General features: G+C 54.9%; 23 protein-coding genes. 20 read left to right on the forward strand and 3 right to left on the reverse strand.

All coding sequences use genetic code 11. The features are described 5' to 3' along the window. Positions 1-116: 116 nt before the first annotated feature. From Mag101_RS15240 to Mag101_RS15275, 8 genes are all read left to right on the forward strand, one after another. A complete protein-coding gene (locus Mag101_RS15240; RefSeq protein ID WP_077406924.1) occupies positions 117-1,289 on the forward strand; it encodes an AAA family ATPase in 1,173 nt (390 codons plus the stop codon). Then, a complete protein-coding gene (locus tag Mag101_RS15245) occupies positions 1,286-2,029 on the forward strand; it encodes an HNH endonuclease (RefSeq protein ID WP_077406928.1) in 744 nt (247 codons plus the stop codon). The genes Mag101_RS15240 and Mag101_RS15245 overlap by 4 nt, the downstream gene beginning before the upstream one ends. A 58-nt stretch (positions 2,030-2,087) precedes the next feature. Beyond that, on the forward strand, positions 2,088-2,762 hold the full coding sequence (locus Mag101_RS15250) for a penicillin-insensitive murein endopeptidase (protein WP_077406931.1): 675 nt from the start codon (positions 2,088-2,090) through the stop codon (positions 2,760-2,762). A gap of 97 nt (positions 2,763-2,859) precedes the next feature. Beyond that, a complete protein-coding gene (locus Mag101_RS15255; protein ID WP_077406934.1) occupies positions 2,860-3,504 on the forward strand; it encodes a hypothetical protein in 645 nt (214 codons plus the stop codon). A gap of 36 nt (positions 3,505-3,540) precedes the next feature. Next, the gene (locus Mag101_RS15260) at positions 3,541-3,879 is read left to right on the forward strand and encodes a cupin domain-containing protein (protein WP_077406937.1); all 339 of its coding nucleotides are present in this window, start codon (positions 3,541-3,543) and stop codon (positions 3,877-3,879) included. 66 nt (positions 3,880-3,945) lie between these two features. Further along, the gene (locus Mag101_RS15265) at positions 3,946-4,389 is read left to right on the forward strand and encodes an FAD-binding oxidoreductase (RefSeq protein ID WP_232325049.1); all 444 of its coding nucleotides are present in this window, start codon (positions 3,946-3,948) and stop codon (positions 4,387-4,389) included. A gap of 47 nt (positions 4,390-4,436) precedes the next feature. Further along, entirely contained in the window at positions 4,437-4,886 is a 450-nt protein-coding gene (locus tag Mag101_RS15270; RefSeq protein WP_077406943.1) for a hypothetical protein, read from the forward strand. Between the two features lie 41 nt (positions 4,887-4,927). After that, positions 4,928-5,326, forward strand: coding sequence for a hypothetical protein (locus tag Mag101_RS15275; RefSeq protein WP_077406947.1), 399 nt, complete (start codon positions 4,928-4,930; stop codon positions 5,324-5,326). A gap of 47 nt (positions 5,327-5,373) precedes the next feature. Here the strand turns inward: Mag101_RS15275 and Mag101_RS15280 are convergent, their stop codons facing one another. After that, a complete protein-coding gene (locus tag Mag101_RS15280; protein ID WP_077406950.1) occupies positions 5,374-5,883 on the reverse strand; it encodes a MerR family transcriptional regulator in 510 nt (169 codons plus the stop codon). Between the two features lie 190 nt (positions 5,884-6,073). Here Mag101_RS15280 and Mag101_RS15285 point away from each other — a divergent pair, with 190 nt between their 5' ends. From Mag101_RS15285 to Mag101_RS15300, 4 genes are read left to right on the forward strand one after another with little or no spacing between them, the layout of a single operon-like run. Next, positions 6,074-6,670, forward strand: a complete 597-nt coding sequence (locus Mag101_RS15285) for a glutathione S-transferase family protein (protein WP_077406953.1) — start codon at positions 6,074-6,076, stop codon at positions 6,668-6,670. A gap of 6 nt (positions 6,671-6,676) precedes the next feature. After that, on the forward strand, positions 6,677-7,099 hold the full coding sequence (locus Mag101_RS15290) for a hypothetical protein (protein ID WP_157520431.1): 423 nt from the start codon (positions 6,677-6,679) through the stop codon (positions 7,097-7,099). A gap of 29 nt (positions 7,100-7,128) precedes the next feature. Further along, positions 7,129-7,716 carry a DJ-1/PfpI family protein gene (locus Mag101_RS15295; RefSeq protein ID WP_077406959.1) on the forward strand — a complete coding sequence of 196 codons (588 nt, stop codon included), beginning with the start codon at positions 7,129-7,131 and terminating at the stop codon, positions 7,714-7,716. A gap of 50 nt (positions 7,717-7,766) precedes the next feature. Then, positions 7,767-8,417: a hypothetical protein gene (locus tag Mag101_RS15300; RefSeq protein ID WP_077406962.1), complete on the forward strand. Its 651-nt coding sequence runs from the start codon at positions 7,767-7,769 to the stop codon at positions 8,415-8,417. A gap of 17 nt (positions 8,418-8,434) precedes the next feature. On the opposite strand, the gene Mag101_RS15305 is transcribed toward Mag101_RS15300, so the two are convergent. Continuing rightward, positions 8,435-9,139, reverse strand: a complete 705-nt coding sequence (locus tag Mag101_RS15305) for a hypothetical protein (RefSeq protein WP_077406965.1) — start codon at positions 9,137-9,139, stop codon at positions 8,435-8,437. Positions 9,140-9,342: 203 nt separating this feature from the next. Here Mag101_RS15305 and Mag101_RS15310 point away from each other — a divergent pair, with 203 nt between their 5' ends. Genes Mag101_RS15310 through Mag101_RS15320 form a run of 3 tightly spaced genes read left to right on the forward strand, consistent with a single transcriptional unit; the run spans position 9,343 to position 10,732 of the window. Beyond that, entirely contained in the window at positions 9,343-9,510 is a 168-nt protein-coding gene (locus Mag101_RS15310; protein ID WP_077406968.1) for a DUF2986 domain-containing protein, read from the forward strand. A gap of 50 nt (positions 9,511-9,560) precedes the next feature. Continuing rightward, entirely contained in the window at positions 9,561-9,932 is a 372-nt protein-coding gene (locus tag Mag101_RS15315) for a VOC family protein (RefSeq protein ID WP_077406971.1), read from the forward strand. 50 nt (positions 9,933-9,982) lie between these two features. Beyond that, positions 9,983-10,732, forward strand: coding sequence for a phytanoyl-CoA dioxygenase family protein (locus Mag101_RS15320; RefSeq protein WP_077406974.1), 750 nt, complete (start codon positions 9,983-9,985; stop codon positions 10,730-10,732). 110 nt (positions 10,733-10,842) lie between these two features. Here the strand turns inward: Mag101_RS15320 and Mag101_RS15325 are convergent, their stop codons facing one another. Further along, the gene (locus Mag101_RS15325) at positions 10,843-13,791 is read right to left on the reverse strand and encodes an alpha-amylase family glycosyl hydrolase (protein ID WP_157520434.1); all 2,949 of its coding nucleotides are present in this window, start codon (positions 13,789-13,791) and stop codon (positions 10,843-10,845) included. A 259-nt stretch (positions 13,792-14,050) separates the two neighbouring features. On the opposite strand from Mag101_RS15325, the gene Mag101_RS15330 reads away from it, so the two are divergent. The 5 genes from Mag101_RS15330 to Mag101_RS15350 all read left to right on the forward strand — a co-directional run bounded on the left by Mag101_RS15330 (position 14,051) and on the right by Mag101_RS15350 (position 23,605). Then, positions 14,051-15,982: an amidohydrolase gene (locus Mag101_RS15330; RefSeq protein ID WP_077406977.1), complete on the forward strand. Its 1,932-nt coding sequence runs from the start codon at positions 14,051-14,053 to the stop codon at positions 15,980-15,982. 220 nt (positions 15,983-16,202) lie between these two features. Then, entirely contained in the window at positions 16,203-18,119 is a 1,917-nt protein-coding gene (locus Mag101_RS15335) for a glycoside hydrolase family 13 protein (protein WP_077406981.1), read from the forward strand. A gap of 104 nt (positions 18,120-18,223) precedes the next feature. Then, positions 18,224-20,620, forward strand: a complete 2,397-nt coding sequence (locus tag Mag101_RS15340; RefSeq protein ID WP_232325050.1) for a TIM-barrel domain-containing protein — start codon at positions 18,224-18,226, stop codon at positions 20,618-20,620. A gap of 23 nt (positions 20,621-20,643) precedes the next feature. Then, the gene (locus Mag101_RS15345) at positions 20,644-22,572 is read left to right on the forward strand and encodes an alpha-amylase family glycosyl hydrolase (protein WP_077406988.1); all 1,929 of its coding nucleotides are present in this window, start codon (positions 20,644-20,646) and stop codon (positions 22,570-22,572) included. 196 nt (positions 22,573-22,768) lie between these two features. Then, positions 22,769-23,605 carry a DUF3014 domain-containing protein gene (locus tag Mag101_RS15350; protein WP_077406991.1) on the forward strand — a complete coding sequence of 279 codons (837 nt, stop codon included), beginning with the start codon at positions 22,769-22,771 and terminating at the stop codon, positions 23,603-23,605. The last annotated feature ends 41 nt before the right edge of the window (positions 23,606-23,646 follow it).

The following is a 23,646-nucleotide window of genomic DNA, read 5'->3' on the forward strand; positions in this document are numbered from 1 at the left end:
GCCCACACATAGACATTTATGGCTACACATATAGATAATGTCTACACCTGAGGTCTTTAAACAAAAATCTTAAGCGCTTTAGATTCACTGCGCCTCTAAAAATTTAGGAAACATCTATGAAAGTGAAATCAATGGAAATTAATGGAATAGGAGGCATTGGAAGCCTTAAAATTGATTTCAACGAACGGATGAACTTTATTTGTGGCCCAAATGGAATTGGAAAAACAACATTACTTGAATGTGTTGCTCATTCGTTTTCTGCTAGCCAGACTAACATTCTAAAGCGAAACGTATCAGCTGACGAGGGAAACTTCAAAGCCACTATTGAGATAGACGGAGAGAATACTGAATCAAATATAACCATTGCCGATTTTGACCCAAACAAGCAATCAAGTATACATGGCCTACACCAACACTCTTCGAAGCTTTTATCCCTGAAAGTCACTAGAACGTTTCGATATCAACCATTAGATGCCGTAGGCAAGGATGTTGACAAGAACACAAGCACCTCATATTTAGAGGCAATATCAGGTGTCAAAGTTAATGAGGTAAAGAACTGGTTTGTAAATAGATATTTATATTCTGCTCACGAAGGAGCCCTAACAGAACAACAGCTCAACAATCTAGAATTAGCCAAGAAGAGTTTTTCATTGCTGAATGAAGAATTTTCATTTAGCAAAGTTTTGGCTTCCTCTAATGAAATTATGATTCACACACCGAATGGTGAAATATACTATGAATATTTATCTTCGGGCTTTAAGTCTTGCTTATCTATAATATTCGGCATTATTAAAGACATTGAATTGAGATTTAAAGAGCCTTGCATTAATGCTGACGATTTTGATGGGATAATATTGATCGATGAATTAGAGCTTCACTTGCATCCTGAATGGCAAGGAAAAATTGCAAAAATATTGGTGCAAGTATTTCCAAAAGCACAATTTATAACCTCAACGCATAGCCCTCACATACTACAGGGTGCCAACCCTGACGAAATCATTGCTTTAGCATCTGATAATGGAAAGGTTTTTAGAAGAGATTTGTCTAGAACAAAATATGGATACCAAGGGTGGACAGTAGAGGAAATACTCGTAGATGTTATGGGCATGTCAGATACGCGCACCGAAAATTATTATCACATTATGTCAAGCTTTGAATCGGCGATTGATAATGATGATCATGAGGCCGCTCAGATAGCGTTTCAAGAACTCGAACATTTACTGCACCCGGAAAACCACCTTAGAAAGCTTCTCAAGTTTCAATTGGCAGCAGTTAAGGGTGAATCATGATCAAGCTAAATAGAGCGCCTAAGCCTGACTTTCTGACAGATGAAAAAGTTGGTGAGCTAACCGATGAATTTAAAAAAAAATCAACGTCGGTATGGAACAATGAAAGCATAAAAGAACCTCTTCTGAATTCAAGCTATGGGAAATGCTCATATTGTGAGTGTGACCTAACGGAAGAAAGCAAGTATATGGAAGTCGAACACTTTGAGGATAAAAAGCACAACCCTGATAAAGTCGTATTGTGGGAAAATCTGCTGCCTTCATGTAAGAAATGCAATGGAGCTAAAGGTACTCATGATGTAATCGCACACCCAATATTGAACCCATATATTCAAGACCCCAAAGAACATTTATCTATTCGTTATTTTCGCATGCGAGGATTAACAAAAATAGGAAGAGAAAGTATTGATGTTGTAGGTCTTAATAACCAAGAAAGGCTTGTGTTGAAGAGATTTGAGATAGGGAGTCAAATAGCAGAATCCATTGAAATTGCTTGGGAAAGACATGCCACTTATAAAAGCAATGGCAGAACTCAATCAAAAAACAGACTTATCAGTCTTGTTGAAGGTATTCTTTTAGAGTGCCAGCCTAAAGCAATTTATGCTGCAACCACGGCAACTGTCGTGATAACTGACACAAAACTCTCTGAATTGATTGAAGTTATGAAGTCTGAAGACACGTGGAATGAAGACTTGGAAGAACTTTACAACAATGCAAAATCGTTAGTTCTACAAAACACTTAACAAGTCAAAGTAATCGGACACAGAAAAGCTGCGTCGGTTATTGAGGCGCTAGCACCACATGAACAAGAAACACTTACTTACAATTACACTCTTATTTCCGCTGACAACTTGGGGCGAGACGAGCATATGTTTTGGCACGACGTCCTATGGCAGCCTTTCTAATGGGGTAAAGCTGCCATCTGAAGGGAAAAACTTCGTAAGCTACAGCGTAATGGCGGGGCTAGCTGGTCGCACCTACGTTCATTCAGAAGTAAGGAATATCGTAGTGTCTGCATATAAAGACTTAGAAACAGATCAGCCAACGAAAGTCTACAAATATGCAGAGACGGGGCTTAAAGAAGGAGGTCAATTCAAGCCTCACAAAACTCATCAAAATGGCCTTTCAGTTGACTTCATGACGCCAGCAAAGGACAAGAATGGCAAATCTGTTCATTTACCAACAAACCCATTAAACAAGTTAGGCTATGACATCGAGTTTGATGCAAATGACCATTACGATGGAATGTACATCGATTACGAGGCAATTGCGGCCCACATTGTCGCTTTGCACAAACAAGCCAAAGAACACGGCCACGATTTATGGCGAGTAATTTTCGATCCAAAATTGCAACCAAACTTATATAAAACCAAGTATGCGCGGTATTTGAAGGAAAACATCCAGTTTTCCAAGAAGCGGTCATGGGTCAGGCATGATGAGCATTACCATGTTGATTTCGCCATACCGTGTAAATAGCAACACCAACAAGGTGCTGCAATCGGCTACCAAAAAACTGCCATGTCTTTCGGCCGAACTGCCGGAAGTTGACCAGACCCAATAATTCGATACAAATATGTCCAAAGAAAAAGCAAATTCGGTCAGAAAACACTGGGAGCAGCACGGCACCAAACAGCTGAAAATGAGCAGGCGCCCAGCTGTAGATTCGTCCAACTCTAACCTCGTAGCAGATGCTGAAATTGCACAAAACATTCGCAAGCGGATGTCACATCTGGCAGAAGTCCTAGAGCTACTGCACAAGATATACTTCGAAAACACCGATCTCTACGGCGACCGCTTTCTGGCATTTGTAGGCAACGAGGTCGTGCGCGAGTGGCCTTGGAAGGACTTTCCATTTATTTCGGAGGCCGCGCTCGAGTTACTCGAAGAATGCGATTCCTACTCGGATATCACTGGCAAGCTACCTTTCGAGGTAAAAAACAAGGCAACCAGAGAAGTATTTAAAAAGCTCCGGTACGAGCACTGGACTCCAATCTCTTTCTTCAGGGATGTATTCCACTCACACGAGCCTCTGGACAAGTCGACCTATTATCACCTATTGGTAAACTTCTACCGCGTAGTGTGGATAACTCGTGAGGAGGATGATCTGCTCAATAAGAAGCATCGAAGCTGGCGCCCCAGCGACACTTACGCTGAACTCGGAATTAACATAGTGCCCCACGAAGCTTGGTCCGCGATAGCGGAAGATTCTCCCGAGTGATACGCCGTTTATTTGGTGAACGAACACTACTAAACGATGATTTCTACTGAAAACGCAGAATACTATCAGTGGGGTAATGGCTGCGATGGCTGGCACCTGGTGAGATCGCCCAGCCTAAGTGTGATTCAGGAGCGCGTACCTCCCGGCTGCGGCGAGGTACGCCACTTCCACAATCATTCAGAACAGTTCTTTTTTGTACTGTCCGGCATTGCCACGATTGAGGTAGACGGTACGACGCACTTACTGCATCCCCAGCAAGGTATCCATGTACCCGCGCGCACACCTCATCAGCTTCCCAATAAACATGGTGAAGATCTAATATTTACCGTTACCTCTACCCCTCCGAGCCATGGGGATCGCGTGATAGCTGATTAACGGTAAACTGTAGCAATGCCTATGTATTTCCTCTCCCCCACAAAACTCGTGTATTTGGTGCTGCTGATGTTAGCTAGCACTCAGTCACTTGCTGTGGAGATCAAGCCCTTCACCTCCGACGGCTGCAGTGCCTTTCCGGACGGCACTATTGAGCAGGAAGAGCTGTGGCTGGAGTGCTGCACCGCGCACGATTACGCCTACTGGAAAGGCGGTACCTTTGAGGAGCGCGAGGCGGCGGACGAGGCGCTGCAGGCCTGTGTGGAGAAGACTGGTGAGGAAGAGATTGCGCTACTGATGCTCGGCGGTGTGCGCATTGGTGGCACCCCCTACCTGCCCACGGACTTCCGCTGGGGCTATGGCTGGCCCATGTGGCGCGGGTACAAGGCACTCACTGAAGAGGAGCTGGCGGCGATTGAACGCAGTGAGGCGGCGAGAAAGGCGGATAGCGATAAAACAGATAACGACAATACCGATAGCGGCAATACCAACAACAAGACCGACGACCAATAAAACGAAAACCAATAACAAATAACAATCTCACAGGGACACTTACCACAATGACCGAAGCAGTAGGGTTGGGGAAACACGCAGGTACCAAGCTGGACGATGACCTCTGGCTGGATGACCACCTTTTTGAAATCCGCGAGAAGATCGTGGTGCGCGCCAAGGAGTTGCTGGCGGATGCCAATAACCAGCTGACCAAGGCGGCAGCGCTATCGGAAGCAGCCAAGGAGTATGCGCCAGGTATGCGCTTCCCCGATGCCCAGCAGTCTTCCTGGCGTGAGAACATTTTGAACCAGCTCTCTGCGGTGACGCTGATCTCTGCCCTGCTGGCGATCGTGTTCGGCGGTATTGCCTTTGGTATCTCGCTGGCGGCGGAGGAAGGTGAGCCGGTGCCAGATGTTGCCGGTTATATCGACCTGGTGAAGATCTTTGCCGGTGCGGTGGTGGGTTCTACCGGTGCAGCGGTGGTGGCTAACCATACCAAGCACCGCGGCCATCGTTGATGGGTTACTCGCATATTGTTAATCGTTTAAAGGGAAGTACGATGAAGAAGCTTGCTATCGCTATTGCGCTGTCACTGGTGAGTTCACTATCTGCGGCGAAAGAGTTGGTGGGGGTTTGGGAGCTGGTTTCCGGCAACTATGTGGACGGCAGCGGTACGCTGGTGGACTACAAAGATCTGGATATGCAGGCGCTGAAGGTCATTTCTGATTCCCACTTCAGCTTTACCTCCATGAAGGGCGGTGACTTCTGGGCGTCTGGTACCGGCACTTACGAGCTGGCCGACGGCAAATATACCGAGACGCTGCGTTACAACTCGTTCGGGCAGGCGACGGGTGCGCAGTTTGCGTTTACCACCAGAATCGAAGATTCACTGTGGTACAACGAGCGCTGGGAAGACGGCAAGCGTGTGGAGTATGAGGTGTGGCAGCGGGTTGAGTGATGGCCGGGGCAGGTGCCGCCAGCCATTCTGGTAGGGAAGATTACGCGTTAGAACTTGCGGATCTTCTCGATTTCTTCCTGATCTATCCCCAGAGACTCCAGGAATTTCTGGTGCTCTTCCGGTTCCATCTCTTCGAACTTCTGGTGCCATTTAATCATTGCGTCGTCGTCAAAACCGGCGGCGCGCATAATTTCCACCCAGCGTTCTTTGGTTACCATGTTTTCCTCCATCATATTGGGTTCTTGCAGCAGGGCCACAACGGCTTTCTGCTGCGCTCGAAGTAGTTGAATCTCCTGCTCCAGCTCTTTGAAGTGGGCCTTCAAAATCTGGGCCTGGGATTCACCTTTGCGATCGATCAGCGCGGCAATACTTGCTACGGGTATCCCATAGGAACGATAAGAAACGATCATTCGCAGGCGCTCGACCTCTTTCTCTCCGTACCACCTATATCCGTTCTCCGAGCGGTTGGCGGGCAACAGCAGGCCCTCCCGCTCGTAGTACAGGATGGTGGCTCGGGAGATCCCGAAGGTTCGCGCCAGTTGGGTTACTGTAAGCATGTGGTTACCAAGTCACGGCTGAGGCTTTATACTCAACCCTGATCCCATAGACGGGTCAACACCCATTGTAGCCACCGGCTTTGCGCCAGCTACATCCCCTCACGGCCGGGCACCCGTGGCATCTTTGCCGCCACCGCGCCGTATCACTTCGCTCAACGCCGAGCGCACATCCAGAGTTCAGGAGAACACCATGAAAATCTACGGAGATATTCGGTCTGGGAACTGCTACAAGATCAAACTGCTGGCTTCCATCCTCGACATCGACCACGAGTGGATCGAGGTAGACATCCTGGCCGGGGAAACCCAGACCAGTGATTTTCTGCAGAAGAACCCCAATGGCAAGATCCCCCTGCTGGAACTGGATGATGGTCGCTGTATTTCAGAATCCAATGCGATCCTGAATTACCTGGTGAGCGGCAGTGCGCTGGCCACGGAAGACGCCTTTGCCAACGCGAAGATTTTGCAATGGCAGTTCTTCGAGCAATACAGCCACGAACCCTATATTGCGGTTGCGCGGTTTATTGCCAAGTATCTGGGCATGCCGGAGGAACGCAAGGCGGAATTCGAGTCCAAACAGGCCGACGGTCACAAGGCGCTGAAGGTAATGGAAGAGCAGTTAGCGGCCACCGATTACCTGGCCGGTGACGCGCTTTCCATCGCGGATATTTCCCTGTACGGCTACACCCACGTGGCGGACGAAGGCGGCTTCGACCTGAGCGGTTACCCGGCAATTTTGCGCTGGATCGACCGAATTCAAAGTCACCCGAATTATGTGGCGATGGTGTAAATGACGATGAAGCGAATTCACTTAGTGAGCGGCGTGGTGTTTTTGGCGATATTTGCCATTACCGGCCAGTACATGCTGCGCGGGCTTGCTCTGCCCGACCAGGCGATGGATGCGCAGCGCATGATGTACCGTGCATCGCACATGTACATCCTGTTTGTTGCCGCACTCAATGCGGTGGTTGGCTGTTACTGGAGCGCACGGGCAGACAAGCTGAACTATGTACTGCAAGTGGCCGGTTCTTGGATGCTGATTTTGAGCCAGCCGGTTTTGCTCTACGCCTTTGCCACGGAGCCGCAGGTGCTTTCCTCGGGGCGGGAATTCACATTGCTTGGCTGTGTTCTGGTATTGGCGGGGGTGCTGCTGTCCGTTGCCGCCAGCGTGCGGATACGCCGTGCCAGTGTGGGTACCGTATCTGAGGGCGCAGGATAAAAACGCGGCGATTCCGCAGGGAGGAGAACATGAACGTAGGGATATTTATTTACGATAACGCCGAGGTGCTGGATTTTTCTGGGCCGTTTGAGGTGTTTTCCACCGCCAGCCGCTTATCCAACCCGCAAAATGCATTTAACGTATTTTTGGTGGCGGAACACAAACGGCCGGTGATGGCCCGTGGCGGTTATGGCATTAACCCGCACTTCACCTTCGACAACCACCCACCGATGGACCTGCTGATCGTCGTGGGGGGGGTGCATACGGAGGCGGTGAAAAACCCGAAGGTGATTGAGTGGGTGGCCGAGGTTGCTTCCAAAACGCCCCATGTAGCTTCAGTGTGCACCGGCGCGTTTATCCTTGCCGAGGCCGGGCAGGTCAGTGGCCTGCGCGTGACCACCCACTGGGAAGACCTGGCGGACCTGCAGGAAAGCTATCCGGATCTCACGGTGTTGGCGGAGCAGCGCTGGGTGGAGGACGGGAAATTTGTAACGTCCGCCGGGATTTCTGCTGGAATTGATATGAGCCTGTATCTGGTTTCCAAACTCGTCGATCTGGCACTGGCGGAAGCAACCGCCAAGCAGATGGAGTACGACTGGCAGAAGCGCGCGTTGTAAGCGGCTTTCTGCCGGGCCGATGCAGGGAAAATTGGCCTACGGAGATCCGCATGCAACCCTCGCGCATCCTGCTGCTCAACATTCTCGCTGCCGGCGCTTTTTATGTCGCGGGCTTTGCCGTGCTGGGCAGTGGTTACCCCACCATTGAATCCAGTGGGCGCGAGGTTATCGAGTGGTTTTCCCACAACGGGGCTGACGCCCGTATTTACGCTTGGACAGCGGCCTTCTTCTCCCTTGGGTTGGCTGTCTTTGCCGCGCAGGTTGCTGCGGTGATGCCGAAACCCCAGCGCTATATCTTCTTCGCCGGCGTGCTCGGTTTTGCGATCACCGCGCAGGTGCAGGGCTGGTTTTGGGCCGGCCTGTCTTTCCACCCCCAGGGGCTGGATGCGGCGACCGCGCGCACCCTGTTCCAAATCCCTACCTACTGGGGGCCGCTGATAAACGGCTCCACCATGACCATGGCTGTGGCATTTATCGCACTGGGCTTTGGGCGCAAGCCCATTATCCCGCGCTGGCTTACCGGCTTGAGTGTGTTGTTCTTTGTGGAGCAGGCAATCGAGACAGTGACCGTGTTTGGCCGCTCCGGGTTTATTGCGCCGGGCGGCCCGATGAACGTGTACCTTGGCGGGATAATCGGGTTTGTTTGGGTGGCGGGTGTGGTGCGCTGGGCCATGCCGCGGGTGGATCAGCAGGCCCACTAACCGGCTAAATCCTTTCGTCAGCCGCGCTTGCGCCCGCGCTGGCCTGCCGGTTTCTTGGCCAGAAAGATCGCGTGGCGGGCGCCCTTGCCCGGGCGTTCGCGCACGGTTTTAACCTCGACCTGATAGCCCGCTTTTTTCAGCCGGTTGGCGTACACCGCATCCGGTGAGGCCGACCACACCGCCAGCACGCCGTCCGGCACCAGGCTTTTGTAGATGCTGCTGGTGCCCTCAATGGAATACAGCCAGTTGTTATCGGAATGAGTCAAGCCCTCGGGGCCGTTGTCTACATCCAGCAGCACGGCGTCGTATTCACCACTGCGGTTCACCAGCAGCTCGCCGACATCGCCGATATGCTCGACGACGCGACTGTCATCCAGCGGGCGCCCGGCACATTCCCCCAGTGGCCCACGGTTCCACTCCACCACTTCCGGGATCAGGTCGGCGACGATCACCTCCGAGGAATCGGTCACCGCTTCCAGCGCTGCCGCCAGGGTGTAACCCATACCCATGCCGCCCACCAGCACCCGGGCATTCTTTTTGTTGTTGAGGTGTGCACAACCCAGTACCGACAGCTGCTGCTCGCTGTTAAACCGGCGACTGTTCATCAGCTCGCCACGGGGGCCAGACAGGGAGATGGAGAACTCCTGGTCCCGCTGACGCAGGGTAAGCACGCCGCCATTATTGGGGATCTGGGCGGTGCCAAGTTCAATCCAGGGTTTCATACAGCGTGCTCGCTAAATGGGTTGTGCGCTTAGGGTAGTGCGCTTAGTAGAGCCGTTAGACGGGGCGCGCACTGTAGCATACGTTGGTTCGCTGGGCTGGGGACGTTATGATGCCCCATTGCGCCAGTTGTAGCGAGGGAGTGTCACGAGTGACGGGCCACCCCCAGTCTAGCCCCGCTTAGCAGTACGAGCACCAGCGAACCATGAACCGAAGAAAGAAGGTCAAACAGATCCTGAAGAAGAAGGCTAAAAAAGCCAACGACAAGCTGAACCCGAAAAAGAAGCCGCGTTATATCTCCAAGGCGGAGCGGGCCAAGCAAGAACAGGAGCAAGAGCAGGAAGGCAACTCGGAATCAGATACCAGTAGCTAACAGCCAAAGAACTCACTTCTACCGTCCCCAGTACCAGAAAGGAACGCGCTATGGATTTAGGTGCATTTTCAATTAGCCTCACCGTGAAGGATATCGAGGCATCCAAGAAGTTTTACGAAAACCTCGGATTTGAATCCATGGGTGGCGACTGTGGCCAGGGGTGGACCATTCTGAAAAATGGCGACCATGTCATTGGGTTGTTTCAGGGTATGTTCGACAAGAATATGCTCACCTTCAATCCCGGCTGGGACCAATCCGCACAGGCAACCGACACGTTTACCGATGTACGTGCACTGCGTGATGAACTGGTAAAGCGCGGAGTCAAAATTGCGAGCGATAACGCTACCGGTGACTCTGGCCCCGGTAGCATTGTGATTGAAGACCCAGATGGCAATCCGATTTTGATTGATCAGCACAGATAACTTTCCCAAAAGTCAGATCTCGCATTCTGCGCGACAGTAAAAGCTGGCCTATGGACGACTCCTACACAGAAAACGGTTACTGCGTTTACAAAAACTTTGCCTCTGATGCGGAAATTAAAGAGCTCCGCACAGTGGTAGAACGCTTTCACCAGGCCTGGAAGCAGGAAAATGCCGAGTTCTATGCAGAGAAGGCCATCAACTCGGCCTACCTCACCGGCACCAAGTACCTGAGTGAACCGGACCGTAAAACCCTCTTCCGGTTTATCGGCTCGGCGAAGCTTATACAGCTGGTGACTTCGATCATGGGGGACGATGTTGTCTTCTTGAATACGCAGCTGTTCTTTGACCCGGTGAATGCATCCCAGAAAAATTACTGGCATCGCGACCCGCAATACCACCTTTCGCTGGAAGAACAACAGCAGGCGTTACATGGGCCTGAAGCGGCGCATTTTCGGATTGCCCTGAAGGACGAGCCGGGGCTGGAATTGATACCCCGTAGCCACAGACACTGGGACAGCAGCGAAGAGCTGGACGTACGGCTGGAACAGAATGGACGCAGGAATTATGAACCGCTGTCGCGGGGTGAGACAGTGCCCCTGAACGCCGGTGATCTTCTGGTGTTCAGTGCCAATATGATCCACCGTGGTATTTACGGTATGGATCGGCTGGGTTTCGATATTTTATTTTGCGAACCCGATCCGGGTATCTTGCGGTTTATGGAGCAGGACTGCCTGCCGGATGAGGCGACATTACAAACCCTAGATGTTCCCAGGGTCTTTACCCACGGAAAACAACACTAAGGAACGCGAAAAGAACACAAAAAAGGGGCCTGAATATTCAGGCCCCTTTTTCTTTTGACGAGAGAACGTCAATTAATTGCGAGTATTTACATACCCGCAATCACTGCCGATTAGTGCAGGACGATCACTTCGTTTGCGTCGAGGTTCAGTACTGCAGAACCGCCGCTCACGTTGACCACATCACCACTGGTGTGGCTGTTGTACTGGCCGTCGGCCAAGTTCAAGCTGCCCACGTTGATGGAGGTGCTGCCACCGCGGTTTACCGCAACCATCACGCTGTCGGAGCCAGAAACACGCTCGAATACGAGAATGTCGCCGTTCACCCAGCGCTCGTTGTAGCTACCGGAGGCCAGCGCCGGGCTCTGGGCACGCAGTTCTGCCAGTGCCTTGATCATCAGGAACGCATCGCTGGTTTCGCTGAAGGACGGCATGGCTTCACGGTTATACGGGTCGTGACCGATCTGGCCGTCGCCATTGGCGTCGAACCAGGTGGAGTTCTGCTCACTACCGTAGTAAATGGTCGGGATACCCGGCAGGGTCATCACCAGTGCCATACCCAGGTTTTGGCGCGCGTCTGCCAGTGCCTTGCTGAAGCCTTTACCGGTACGACCGTTATCCACAGCACCAGAGGTCTGCAGGAATACGCTGGTACGGGTCGCGTCGTGGTTGTCGAGGAAGATCGGCTGCCAGCTTTCACGGCCGTTGCCACCCATCGCGCCAGGACGGGACTCAATGTGGGTATTGAGTTCGGTCATGGTGGTGTCACCGGCGATTGCCGCTTCGATTTTGTCGCGCAGATTGAAGTCCAACAACTCAGATTTGCCGTTCGCAGAATTCAGGAACGCCATGGATACTGGGTCGTCAGCGCCTGCGCCGTACCATTCACCGAAGATGTACACATCCGGGTCAACCGCACGCACAGCATCGTTGAAGCGTTTGATAAAGCTCGGCTCGATGTGCTTGATGGCGTCGATACGGAAGGCATCTACACCGTGCTGCATCCATTTAACTGCGGCATCGATCAGGTACTGGTCGGCAACGCTGTTGCTGCTTACACCGTGGTTAAAGTCGGTGAGGTTGAACAGGGTCTTGTTGGTGTAGGCCCAGGGGTCGTCCCACTCGCCGAAGCACTGGGTGCTCGGGTCGCTGTCGCCACAGTCGGCGATGGCGCCATTGCGGTGGTACCAGGTACCGTCATCCTGCAGGAAGTCGGTAATGAAGGTGCCTTCTTTGTACAGGGAACCGAACTCGTACTGGTCGTCCTGGTTGGAGTGGTTCAGGGCGATGTCCAGAACCAGCTTCATGCCACGGGCTTCCATCTCGGCATCCAGCTGATCTACCAGCGCCCAGTCACCCATGTGCTCGTCCACTGCGTAGAAGTCGCGACCCCAGTAACCGTGGTAAGCGCCATCGCTGCCGGTGTTGTCGATGTTGTCGTTCAGCGGGGTTACCCAGATGGCGGTAATACCGAGGTTCTGCAGGTAATCCAGCTTGTCGATCAGACCCTGGATGTCGCCACCCCAGTACTTCTTCCACTCGGACAGGCCGCCGGCCTGCTTGCTGGCGGAAGTACCGGCGGGGTTGTTACCACCGTCATTGCTGGTGTCGCCATTGTGGAAGCGGTCCACAAATACGAAGTACATGCTGCGGTTACGGAAATCGCTCAGCGGGGTTACCGTCACTTCACAACCGGTGGCATCCACGTTGGTGCCGGCAGGAGTGTTCGGGCACTGGTCGGTGCCGTCGGGTACGCCGTCGCCATCAGTGTCTTCCGGGGCTGCGCCACAGTTTTCGCCGAGGTCGGTAGTGACACTCACCACTGCGCTGGTATTACCGTTGACAACGATTTGCGTCCAGCCACTGGCGGATACGTCTTCTGCGGGGAATTCGTCACCGCCCCAGCCGCCATCGGGATCGATCTTGAAGCGCGGGCCGCCGTTGCCGTCACCGGCAGCGAAGTTACGACAGGCTTCGTAGTTGTCGGTACCGGCAACGCGAGTCAGCAGGTCGCCCGCTACCCAGTTGTTGTGGGTGCCGCGCAGGTGCAGTTCGAGGCCCGGCACAACTTCACAGCCGTTGGCGTCTACGGTCGCGCCTGCAGGAGTGTTGGGGCACTGGTCGACGTCGTCGAGTACGCCGTCACCGTCAGAGTCCACTACGATTTCACAACCGTTGGCGTCCACTTCAGCACCGGCGGGAGTGTTGGGGCACTGGTCCGCAGAGTCGGCTACGCCGTCGTTGTCGGAATCCACAACCACTTCACAACCAACGGCATCCACTACCGCGCCGGCCGGGGTGTTGGGGCACTGGTCGGCGCCATCGGCCACGCCGTCGCCATCGGTGTCAGTAACACCGGTGCCACAGTTGGCAGCCATGTCGGTGGTAACGCTTGAGATACTCAGGCTGTTGCCGTTAACCACAACTTCGGTCCAACCGCTGGCGGATACATCTGCTGCGGGGAATTCATCGCCGCCCCAGCCGCCATTCGGGTCAATTTTAAAACGCGGGCCGCCGCCACCGTCGCCGGCAGCAAAGTTGCGACAGGCGCTGTACAGGCCACCACCGATATCGCTCAGCAAGTCACCGGCTACCCAGCCGTTGTGGGTACCGCGAATGTGCAGCTGCAGGGTTGTCACGACTTCACAGCCGTTCGCATCTACCTGGGCACCGGCAGGCGTGTTTGCACACTGGTCCTGGCTGTCTGGCACGCCGTCGTTATCTGTGTCGGCCGGGGCATTATCTGCGGGCTGAATGCTGTAGTCCTTGGTATCGGTGTAGAACTCGATATCCCAGGTACCGGCAGAAATGGTGATGTCCGGACCATTTTGCTGCTGGTTGGCGCCGTAGTTTTCACTCCAGTCACCCCAGCGGTCGATTTTAAATTGACCGGCAGCGGTAAATACGACGTCTTCCGCCAGCATGGTGTTACTGCCGACATCGGTCATCTGGTCTGCTTGCCAGTTGTTATGGGTACCACGTAAGAACCACTCGGCGTGGGCGGCGCTGCTGGCAAATAGCAGCAACCCGGCCACCGCCAGGGTTTTTCTGTTCATTTTCATCATCTCACCTGAGTTATTTTTATCCGGTAATACGAGCCATAGACGGACCCTGTTTGCATGTTGCGAATTCATGGCGGGGCTGACCTCCCCCCTGTCCGGGGCGTGGATGAAATACGCGCCAGGCCACCAAGCACAGCAGGGTTTTCGGCGGATAAACAGGCAAAAAAGCGTGAAGAGCCTCACATAAAACCCAGATGCGCAAGGCGTTCTAAACTTGAGCAGATATTTAACCGCGAGTGAGAAAAATCGGGTGAAAAGGATGCTAACGAATCTATTTCGATTGGCCGCCGTTGGCGTTTTTTTGCTGCTGGCAAAGTTCGCACTGGCTCAGAGCGTGAGTTTGCAGTCCATTGCCGAGGCCGCATCGCCACCCGAGCCCGCTACGATTTTTGTGGCGAAAGAAATTGTCACGCTTTCGCCGAATAAACCGAATGTCACGGCAGTAGCAGTGATTGGGGACCGTGTTGTGGCGACAGGTTCACTGGCGGAACTAAGAGCCGCTGCGGGCGATCAAAAATTTACCGTGGATCGCACCTTTGCCGACAAAGTATTGGTACCGGGATTAATTGCGCAGCACGATCACCCGATGCTGACGGCACTTACCATGTCGTCAGAAATTATTGCCATCGAAACCTGGCAGATGCCCTACGGCACCATTCCCGCGGCGAATAACCAACAGGAATATCGCGCGCGCCTGAAGGAAGCCAACGCAAAACTGAAAGATCCCAACGCGGTGTTATTTTCCTGGGGCTTCCACCAGCTGTTTCATGGCGAGCTATCCAAAGAACTGCTGGATAAAGTGAGTACCACGCGGCCGATTGTGGTGATCCATCGCTCCTGGCACGAAACGTTTATGAATACCAAGGCGCTGGAGAAACTGGGCATCGACCAGGCATTTATTGATGCATTGCCAGAGGCCGCACAAAAACAAACCGACCTGGCCAAAGGGCACTTTTGGGAAAGCGGCATGTTTGCCTGGGCACCCCAATTGCTGTCTGCCATCACCACCCCGCAGAAATTCCACAAGGGATTGGAGCTGACCCAGCAATATATGCACACCAACGGTGTCACCCTCGCCTCAGAGCCCGGTGGCCTCTATTCGAAGGAGTTACAGGCCGCGGAAAACGCAGTGCTGTCGCCGCCGGATTCTCCGTTCCGCTATTACTTTATTCCCGATGGCCGCTCGATTTTTGAAGCCTTTCCGGACAATGCCGTCGCCGAGGTCAAGAAGACCCTGAGCTGGGGCGAAGGCATGACCAGTATCACCCCCAACCAGATCAAGCTGTTTGCCGACGGCGCGGTCTATTCCCAGCTGATGCAACTGCGCGAACCCTATCTGGATGGCCACCACGGCGAGTGGATCATGCAACCGGAGAGCTTCTCCAAGGCATTCCGGACCTACTGGGACGCGGACTACCAGATCCACATCCACGTGAATGGTGACGCCGGCCTCGATTTGGTGCTGGATAACCTGGAAGAGAATATGCGGCGCAAGCCCCGGCATGACCACCGGACGGTGCTGGTTCACATTGCCGTATCGGAAAAAGATCAGATCGACAGGGCGAAAAAGCTCGGCGCCATTTTCAGCGGCAACCCCTACTACCTGGTCATGCTCGGGGATAAGTATTCCAAGGTCGGCCTTGGGGCGGAGCGGGCGGACAACATGGTGCGCATCGGCGATATCGAACGCGCCGGTATCTCCTACTCCTTCCACTCGGATATGCCCATGGCCCCGGCCCAACCCCTGTTCTTGATGCACAGTGCCGTCAACCGCAAGACCGTTTCTGGCCGGGTGGCGGGGCCGGACCAGCGCGCCAGCCGCATGGGCGCACTCAAGGCGGTCACGCTGGACGCGGCCTACTCCCTGCGCCTCGAAGAGAGAGTTGGCAGTATCGTGCCGGGAAAACTCGCGAACTTCACCGTTCTTGCGGACAACCCGGTGACAATCGCTCCGGAGAAGATCAAGGATATTGCCATCTGGGGCACCGTACACGAGGGGCGTAAACTGCCGATTCAGCATAACAACACCGCGGCAAGCGGGCTCGGGCCAGTACCCAATGAGGCCACCGCACGCCTGCTGGCCGAGGCAATTCACGGGGGGCATAGGCATTCAAGCCTGCACCCCGCGGGGCACGGGGATATCTGCATGGCCAACCGTGTCTTTGGCGAGGCGCTCGGGCAGATGAAATGACCATCTGAGGGGTGATTATCCGCCACAAATATGGGTTCTACAGGGGTTCTGTATCGGTTCTTTTAGGGGCACGAATTAACGTCTTTCTCCCCCTCACCAGAGGGGGATAACAAGGGTGCAGCCCTTGGGCACAATAGAGAAAATAACCGGAAAGTCTCAGCGAACTCTTTAACGAGAGGCGCCTTGAGACGGCCCGACTGAATTTCTACAGGTGCCCGCCATGTCCAAGCCCACTCGCCGCCTGGCCGCCAGCCTGATGTTTGCGCTGACATCCACTCTCGTATCGGTTCCCTCCATGGGAATCGCGCCCACAGCAATTGCCGCCGCGAGCGACCTCACATCAACACCGCAGCTGGAGCGTGCCGAACCGCCGTTCTGGTGGGCGAATATGGCCGAGCCGAGCCTGCAGCTGATGCTGCACGGCAGCGACCTCGCCGGTGCGGAAGTCAGCCTCGACTACCCGGGCGTAACCGTGATCGGTACCGAGCGCGAACAGAATCCGAATTACCTGTTTATCAACTTGTCGGTATCCGCCGATGCCAAGCCCGGCACCCTGCAGATTCAACTGCGCAAGGACGACTGGCAGCAGGCGCTGAGCTATGAGCTGAAGCAGCGCCGCGCCGGCTCCGCCGAACGCCAGGGCTTCGACTCCAGCGACACCATCTACCTGATTACACCGGACCGCTTCGCCAACGGCGACCCCAGTAACGACAACACCGCGGATACCAAAGAAGAAGCCAACCGCGCCGACCCGAACGGCCGCCACGGTGGTGACATTGCCGGTATGCAGGCGCACCTCGACTACATCGCCGACATGGGCTTCACCCAGATCTGGCCGAACCCGCTGATCGAGAATGACCAGCCGCAATACTCCTACCACGGCTACTCGGCAACAGACCTCTATCGCATCGACTCCCGCTATGGCAGCAACGCCAGCTTCCGCACGTTTGTGGCGGCAGCCAAGGAGAAGGGTATTGGCGTTATCCAGGACATGGTGCCCAACCATATTGGCGACGGGCACTGGTGGCTCGACGACCTGCCGGCGGACGACTGGCTAAACGGCAAGGGCGTCGCCAAAGGCGAATACGAATACACCAACCATGCGCGCACCGTGCACATGGACCCCTATGCCAGCCACAAGGACCACCAGCTGTTCACCGATGGCTGGTTTGTGGACACCATGCCGGACCCCAACCAGCGCAACCCGCGCATGGCCAACTACCTGATCCAGAACGCGATCTGGTGGGTGGAATATGCGGACCTGTCCGGTATTCGTGTAGACACCTATGCGTATTCCGACGCGGACTTTCTTACCGATTGGTCCGCGCGCCTGATGCGTGAGTACCCCAAGCTCAACATCGTTGGTGAAGAGTGGACCCGACAGGCGGCCTTGGTAGCCTACTGGCAGGCGGGCAATAAAAACCGCAACGGTTATGTATCCCACGTGCCGAGCATGATGGATTTCCCCTTGCTCTATGGCCTGCGCGATGGGCTGGAAAAACCGGAAACCTGGAGCACCGGCCTCGTCACCCTGTACGAATCTCTGGCGAATGACGTGCTCTACCCCGACCCCAACAATCTGGTCATCCTTGCCGGCAACCACGACATGAGCCGCATGTATAGCCAGCTGGATGAAGACATGGGCAAGTTCCGCATGGCGGTGGCCTATATCGCCACCATGCGCGGCATCCCGCAGTTCTATTACGGCGATGAAATCCTCGCAAAAAGCCCCAAGCACCGCGACGACGGCGTGGTACGCAGTGATTTCCCCGGTGGCTGGGCGGGCGACAAGATCAACGCGTTTACCGGTAAAAAGCTGAGCCGTAAACAGCGCGAAGCCCAGCAGTATGTCCGCACCCTGTTTAACTGGCGCAAGCAAAAGGACGTAATCCACAGCGGCAAGCTCAAGCACTTTGCCCCCATCGACGGGCTCTATGTGTACTTCCGCTATGACGAAAATGAGACGGTGATGGTAGCCATCAACAAGAGCGACCGCGCGCGCGAATTGCCGGTTGCGCACATGGCGGAAGTTCTTGGCGATAAAGCCACTGCCACCGACATCACCAGCGGCGAATCACAATCGCTGCAGGAACTGGTACTCGCCCCGAGCGATGTACTGGTTGCCGAAATATTCTAAAAAACGACAGTATTGAATCAAAAATACAAGTGAACGCGACGATGAAAGTAGTGAAAAGTAAAAAGTCCACAAGGCTGCTCCAAAAACTCGGCCTGAAAACTGTTTTGACAACAGCGCTGGCCGCCGCCCTGCAACCAGCATTTGCGGATACCGCGCGCAGCTATCAGGAACACAAGCTGTTCGATGACAAGCTGGTTATCGAAACCACCGACAGCCAGGTAACACTGACCCCGCTCAACTCTGGCGCACTGGAAGTGCACTACCAGCGCGAGGGCATGAAGCAGCTGCCCTCCTTCGCACGCGCACACCAGCAACTGCAGCAAGATGTGCAGGCGGAACTGAATGTTTCCACCGAAGCGCTGCGTTATTCCCTTGGCGACATCACCGCGGTGATTCACAAGTCGCCGTTTGCGATCGAATACCTGCACAACGGCAAGCCACTGCTGAGTGAAGAGCACGGTTTCTTCGCCAACCAGACCATGCGCGGCTTCCGCTTTAACTTGACCGACGATGAGAAACTGATTGGTGGCGGCCAGCGCGTACTGGGTATGGACCGCCGCGGCCATCGTCTGCCGCTGTACAACAAGGCGCATTACGGCTACTCCACCGAATCCGAGCAGATGTACTTCTCCATGCCGGCGGTGATGAGCAGCAACAAATACGTACTGCTGTTCGACAACAGCGCCACCGGCACCATGGACCTCGGCGCCAGCGAAGAAAGCGTCATGCAGTTTGAAGCCGTGGGTGGGCGTAGCGCCTACATCGTGGTGGCGGGTGAAAACTACCCCAAGCTGATCGAAAACTACGTGGACGTTACCGGCCGCCAGCCAATGCCGCCGCGCTGGGCGCTGGGCAACTTCGCCTCGCGCTTCGGTTACCGCTCAGAGCAGGAAGTACGTGAAACGATTCAAGCCTTCCGCGACGAAGATTTTCCGGTAGACGCGCTGGTACTCGACCTGTTCTGGTTTGGCCCAGACATCAAAGGCCACATGGGCAACCTGGCGTGGGACAAAGAAAACTTCCCGCAGCCGGTCGAGATGATGGCGGAGCTGAAAGAACAGGGCATTAAAACCATTCTGGTTACCGAGCCGTTTGTTCTCTCCACCTCTGAACGTTGGGATGAGGCGGTTGCCAGCAATGCACTGGCGAAGAACCTCGCCGGCAAGCCCAAGCAGTTTGACTTTTACTTCGGCAACACCGGCCTGATCGACGTCTTCTCCGAAGACGGCCGCGATTGGTTCTGGAATATCTACCAAGACCTGAAAGCACAGGGCGTTTCTGGCTGGTGGGGCGATCTGGGCGAACCAGAAGTACACCCGTCAGACACCGTGCACGCGATCGGCATGGCCGATGAAATCCACAACGCCTTCGGCCACCGCTGGGCGCAGATGCTGTTCGAAAACGAAAAAGCCAACAACCCGGACGAGCGCCCCTTCATTATGATGCGCGCCGGTTTCCCGGGCTCCCAACGCTACGGCATGATTCCGTGGACCGGCGACGTGTCCCGTGGCTGGGGCGGCCTGCAGCCGCAGGTTGAGCTGTCCCTGCAAATGGGCCTGCTCGGTTTTGCCTACACCCATTCCGACCTGGGTGGCTTTGCCGATGGCGAGCGCTTTGAGCGCACCCCGTATATTCGCTGGCTGCAGTACGGCACCTTCCAGCCGGTATACCGCCCACACGCGCAGGAAAAAATTGCGCCGGAGCCGGTATTCCACGACCGCAAGACCCGCCGGATTACCCGCGATTTTATCAAGCTGCGTTACCGCCTGCTGCCGTACAACTACACCCTGGCGTTTGAAAACAGCCAGACCGGTATGCCACTGATGCGCCCTCTGTTCTTCGAGAACGAAAACAATCTCGAGCTGATGGACAACAAAAGTGCCTACCTGTGGGGTAACGACTTCCTGGTGGCGCCGGTGATGGAAGATACCCGCAAGGTATCCGTAGAACTGCCGGGCGGAATCTGGTTCGACTACTGGAACGACAATCAGTACGGCGGCGACAAGGCTGAGATCAAGGTGAGCCTGGAAACCATCCCGGTACTGGTGCGCGCCGGTGCGTTCATCCCCACTGTGGCGGATATGAAAAATACCCAGGAATACACCAGCGAATACCTGCGCCTGGACTACTACGCGCACGAGTCAGTGCAACAGTCCTCCGGCACCGTATACGAAGACGATGGTGAGACCGCCGATGCCTTCGCCAAGGGCCAGTACGAAAAACTGCTGTTCAGTGGCGAGCGCAACGAAGCCGGTATCGACTTCACATTTACCCGTGAAGGTGACGGCTACACCGGCGCTCCAGAAAGCCGCAATGTAGAGCTGGTACTGCACAACGTAACCCTGCCCGCTGCCATCCAACAGGGCGACCAGACCATTGCCCTGGTGAAGCGGGAAAAAGATTTGACCGAGAACACCGCCTGGTACAACAAGCGTGAAAAGACCCTGCACGTGAAGTTCCCGTGGAGTGGCGCAAGCCAGTCACTGTCGGTTGCCCAGTAAACAAAAAAGCGAATAGAGAGAAGATGAAAAAATTTATTCAGCTCGTACTCGCCTCTTCCGTCGCAGCGGCCACTCTGAGTGGCTGCGGTGCCAAAATGGAAGAAGTAGAAAGCGCTCAAACCCAGTCCAGCACTGAGGTTGCGCCAGAAGCTACGATAGAAGCACCGGTAGAAGCTATGTCCGGCAAGCCGGTAATCTATCAGGTGATGACTCGCCTGTTCGGAAACACCAATGCCACCAACAAACCTTGGGGCACCATTGAAGAAAATGGCGTGGGCAAGTTCAGCGACTTCACTCCCAAGGCGCTGGAAGAAATTCGCGATCTGGGTGCGGACTACATCTGGTACACCGGTGCACTGCACCACGCGGTGGTCCGCGACTACACCGAATTCGGCATCGCCAATGACGACCCGGATGTGGTGAAAGGCCGTGCCGGCTCCCCCTACGCGATCAAGGATTACTACTCGGTAAACCCGGACCTCGCCAACGACCCGAGCAAGCGCCTGGAAGAATTCAAAGCGCTACTGGAACGCTCTCACGCCGCTGGCCTCAAGGTCATCATTGATATCGTACCCAACCACGTTGCGCGTAATTACCAGTCTCTGGACAAGCCGGAAGGTGTTATCGACTTCGGTGCGGACGACGACAGCAGCGTAGCCTACGCGCGCGACAACAATTTCTACTATGTGCCCGGCGAGCCTTTCCAGGTACCGGTGGCCACCGACGGCTACCAGCCGCTTAACGGTGAAACCCACGATCTGGTCGATGGCACGTTTGAAGAAGTACCGGCCAAGTGGACCGGCAACGGCAGCCGCGCCCCGCAACCTGAGCAGGGCGACTGGTACGAAACCGTGAAGATCAACTTCGGTGTGCGCCCGGACGGCAGCTACGATTTCGCGCAACTGCCAGCAGGCTATGCCGAGAAAGATTTCCGTGCGCACGCGGCTTTCTGGGCGGAACAAGAAATTCCGGATAGCTGGAAGAAGTTCCGCCAGATCACCGATTACTGGCTCGCCTTCGGCGTCGACGGTTTCCGCTATGACATGTCCGGCATGGTGCCGGTGGAGTTCTGGAGCTACCTGAACTCCAGCATCAAAATGCAGAAAGCCGACGCGCTGCTGCTGGCGGAAATCTACCAGCCCAAGCTGTACCGGGATTACATCCACCTGGGCAAGATGGACTACCTGTATGACAAGGTAGGCACCTACGATGCCATTCGTGCGGTAATGGAAGGCAAGGCCGGCACCGATCCGCTGGTGGAGATTCAGGAAAGCCTGAGCGGTATTGAAGCCAATATGCTGCGCTTTATGGAAAACCACGACGAGCAGCGCATTGCCTCGCCGGAATTTGCCGGCAACCCGCAGGCAGGCATCCCCGCCATGGTAGTTTCCGCTACCGTGAGCGGTGCGCCGACGCTGATTTACTTCGGTCAGGAACTGGGCGAGCCGGGCGACGGCGACGCGGGCTTCGGCAAAACCAGCCGTACCACCATCTTCGACTACTGGTCTGTACCCAGCATCCGTCGCTGGCACAACGATGGCCAGTTCAACAGTGAGCAACTGGCCGAAGGCGAACAGTCCCTGCGCGACTTCTACCGCACCCTACTGACCTTCAGCAGCCAGAGCGACGCCCTCTCCGGTGAGTACCAGGACCTGCACCGCTACAACCGTGAGCAGGGTGAAAACTACTCCGACAAGCTGTACAGCTTTGCCCGTTGGGCCGGTGATGATCGCCTGCTGGTGGTTGCTAACTTCGCCGGTAGCGACAGCGCGGTGAACCTGGCTCTGCCGTCTGACCTGATCAAGCAGTGGCAACTGGCTCCGGGTAAGTACACCCTTACCAACCAGTTACAAGAAGGTACTGCGGAACTGGTGGTTGCCGACGACCTCAGCGCTTCCGCCGCCCTGACTGCGCCTCAGCTATCCGGTCAAATCCTCAAGCTCGAGCACTGACCTCTAGCGCTTTTAATGTCTCGGGGCGCCTCTGCGCGCCCCGTACCTTCTTCTCGTCCGTAGTCGCTATCAGCCACACACACCCGTATCCGAAACCTTTCCAACCTGATACTGTCTCAGACTTCACAGTCAGTGGTTTACACTGATTTTTGGGGCGCCAAATTTGGTGCGCAGCGTTTTAAGGGAGGATGGTGATATGGGTGGAACCAAAGAGTGGCTGGTTGCCGTACTGGTGGCCGTGGCAGTCATTGCCGGTATTTACTGGTTTGTAATTAAAGAAGCCCACCGCCCCGAAACACCGGTGGCCGTGCCCGAGGCGGCACCCGAAGTTCAGCCCAAAGTAGAACTGGAAGAGCCAGAACCCGTAATCCCACCCGCGCCGGAACCCACCCCGCCCAAGGAAGAACCGCGCAAACTGCCCGCGCTAAACGATAGCGACAAAGAGGCCGCCAACGATCTCGTGAGCCTCTCGGCCGACGGCACACTCGCCCGCTGGATTGTGCCCGATGAAGTGGTGCGCAAATGGGTAGCCGCCGTAAACACGGCAACGAAGGGCGACCTGATGCACAAGAACCGTCCGTTTAAAAACGTGGACGGTAAAATTGCAGTAAAAGAATTGGAAATCCGCCCGGACGGACAAAAGGTGTATGTACTGTCGCAGGAAAACTACCAGCGCTACGACGCACCGGTGCGCCTGTTCGCCATGGTGGATACCGACACCGCGGTAAACCTGTATCAGTTCTGGTACCCACGCCTGAAGCAGGCGTATGGTGAACTCGGCCTTAAAAACAAAAACTTCCATGCGGCACTGCTCGCCGCCATCGATCAGGCAATGGCCGCACCGGAAGTCGACGGCCCGATTAAACTGATCCGTCCCACGGTGTATTACAAATTCGAAGACGAGAAAATGGAAAAGATGCCCGGCCTGCACAAGCTGATGATCCGCATTGGGCCGGACAACGCGGCACGCGTGAAAGAGAAACTGACCGAACTGAAAAGCGCATTGGAAAACATGCCTTCCGCGCAGCAGTAGTTCGCGACAGCATTTCTTCTAAGCAAATAAAAAAAGCCCCG

This window comes from Microbulbifer agarilyticus (assembly GCF_001999945.1).
Lineage (GTDB): Bacteria > Pseudomonadota > Gammaproteobacteria > Pseudomonadales > Cellvibrionaceae > Microbulbifer > Microbulbifer agarilyticus_A.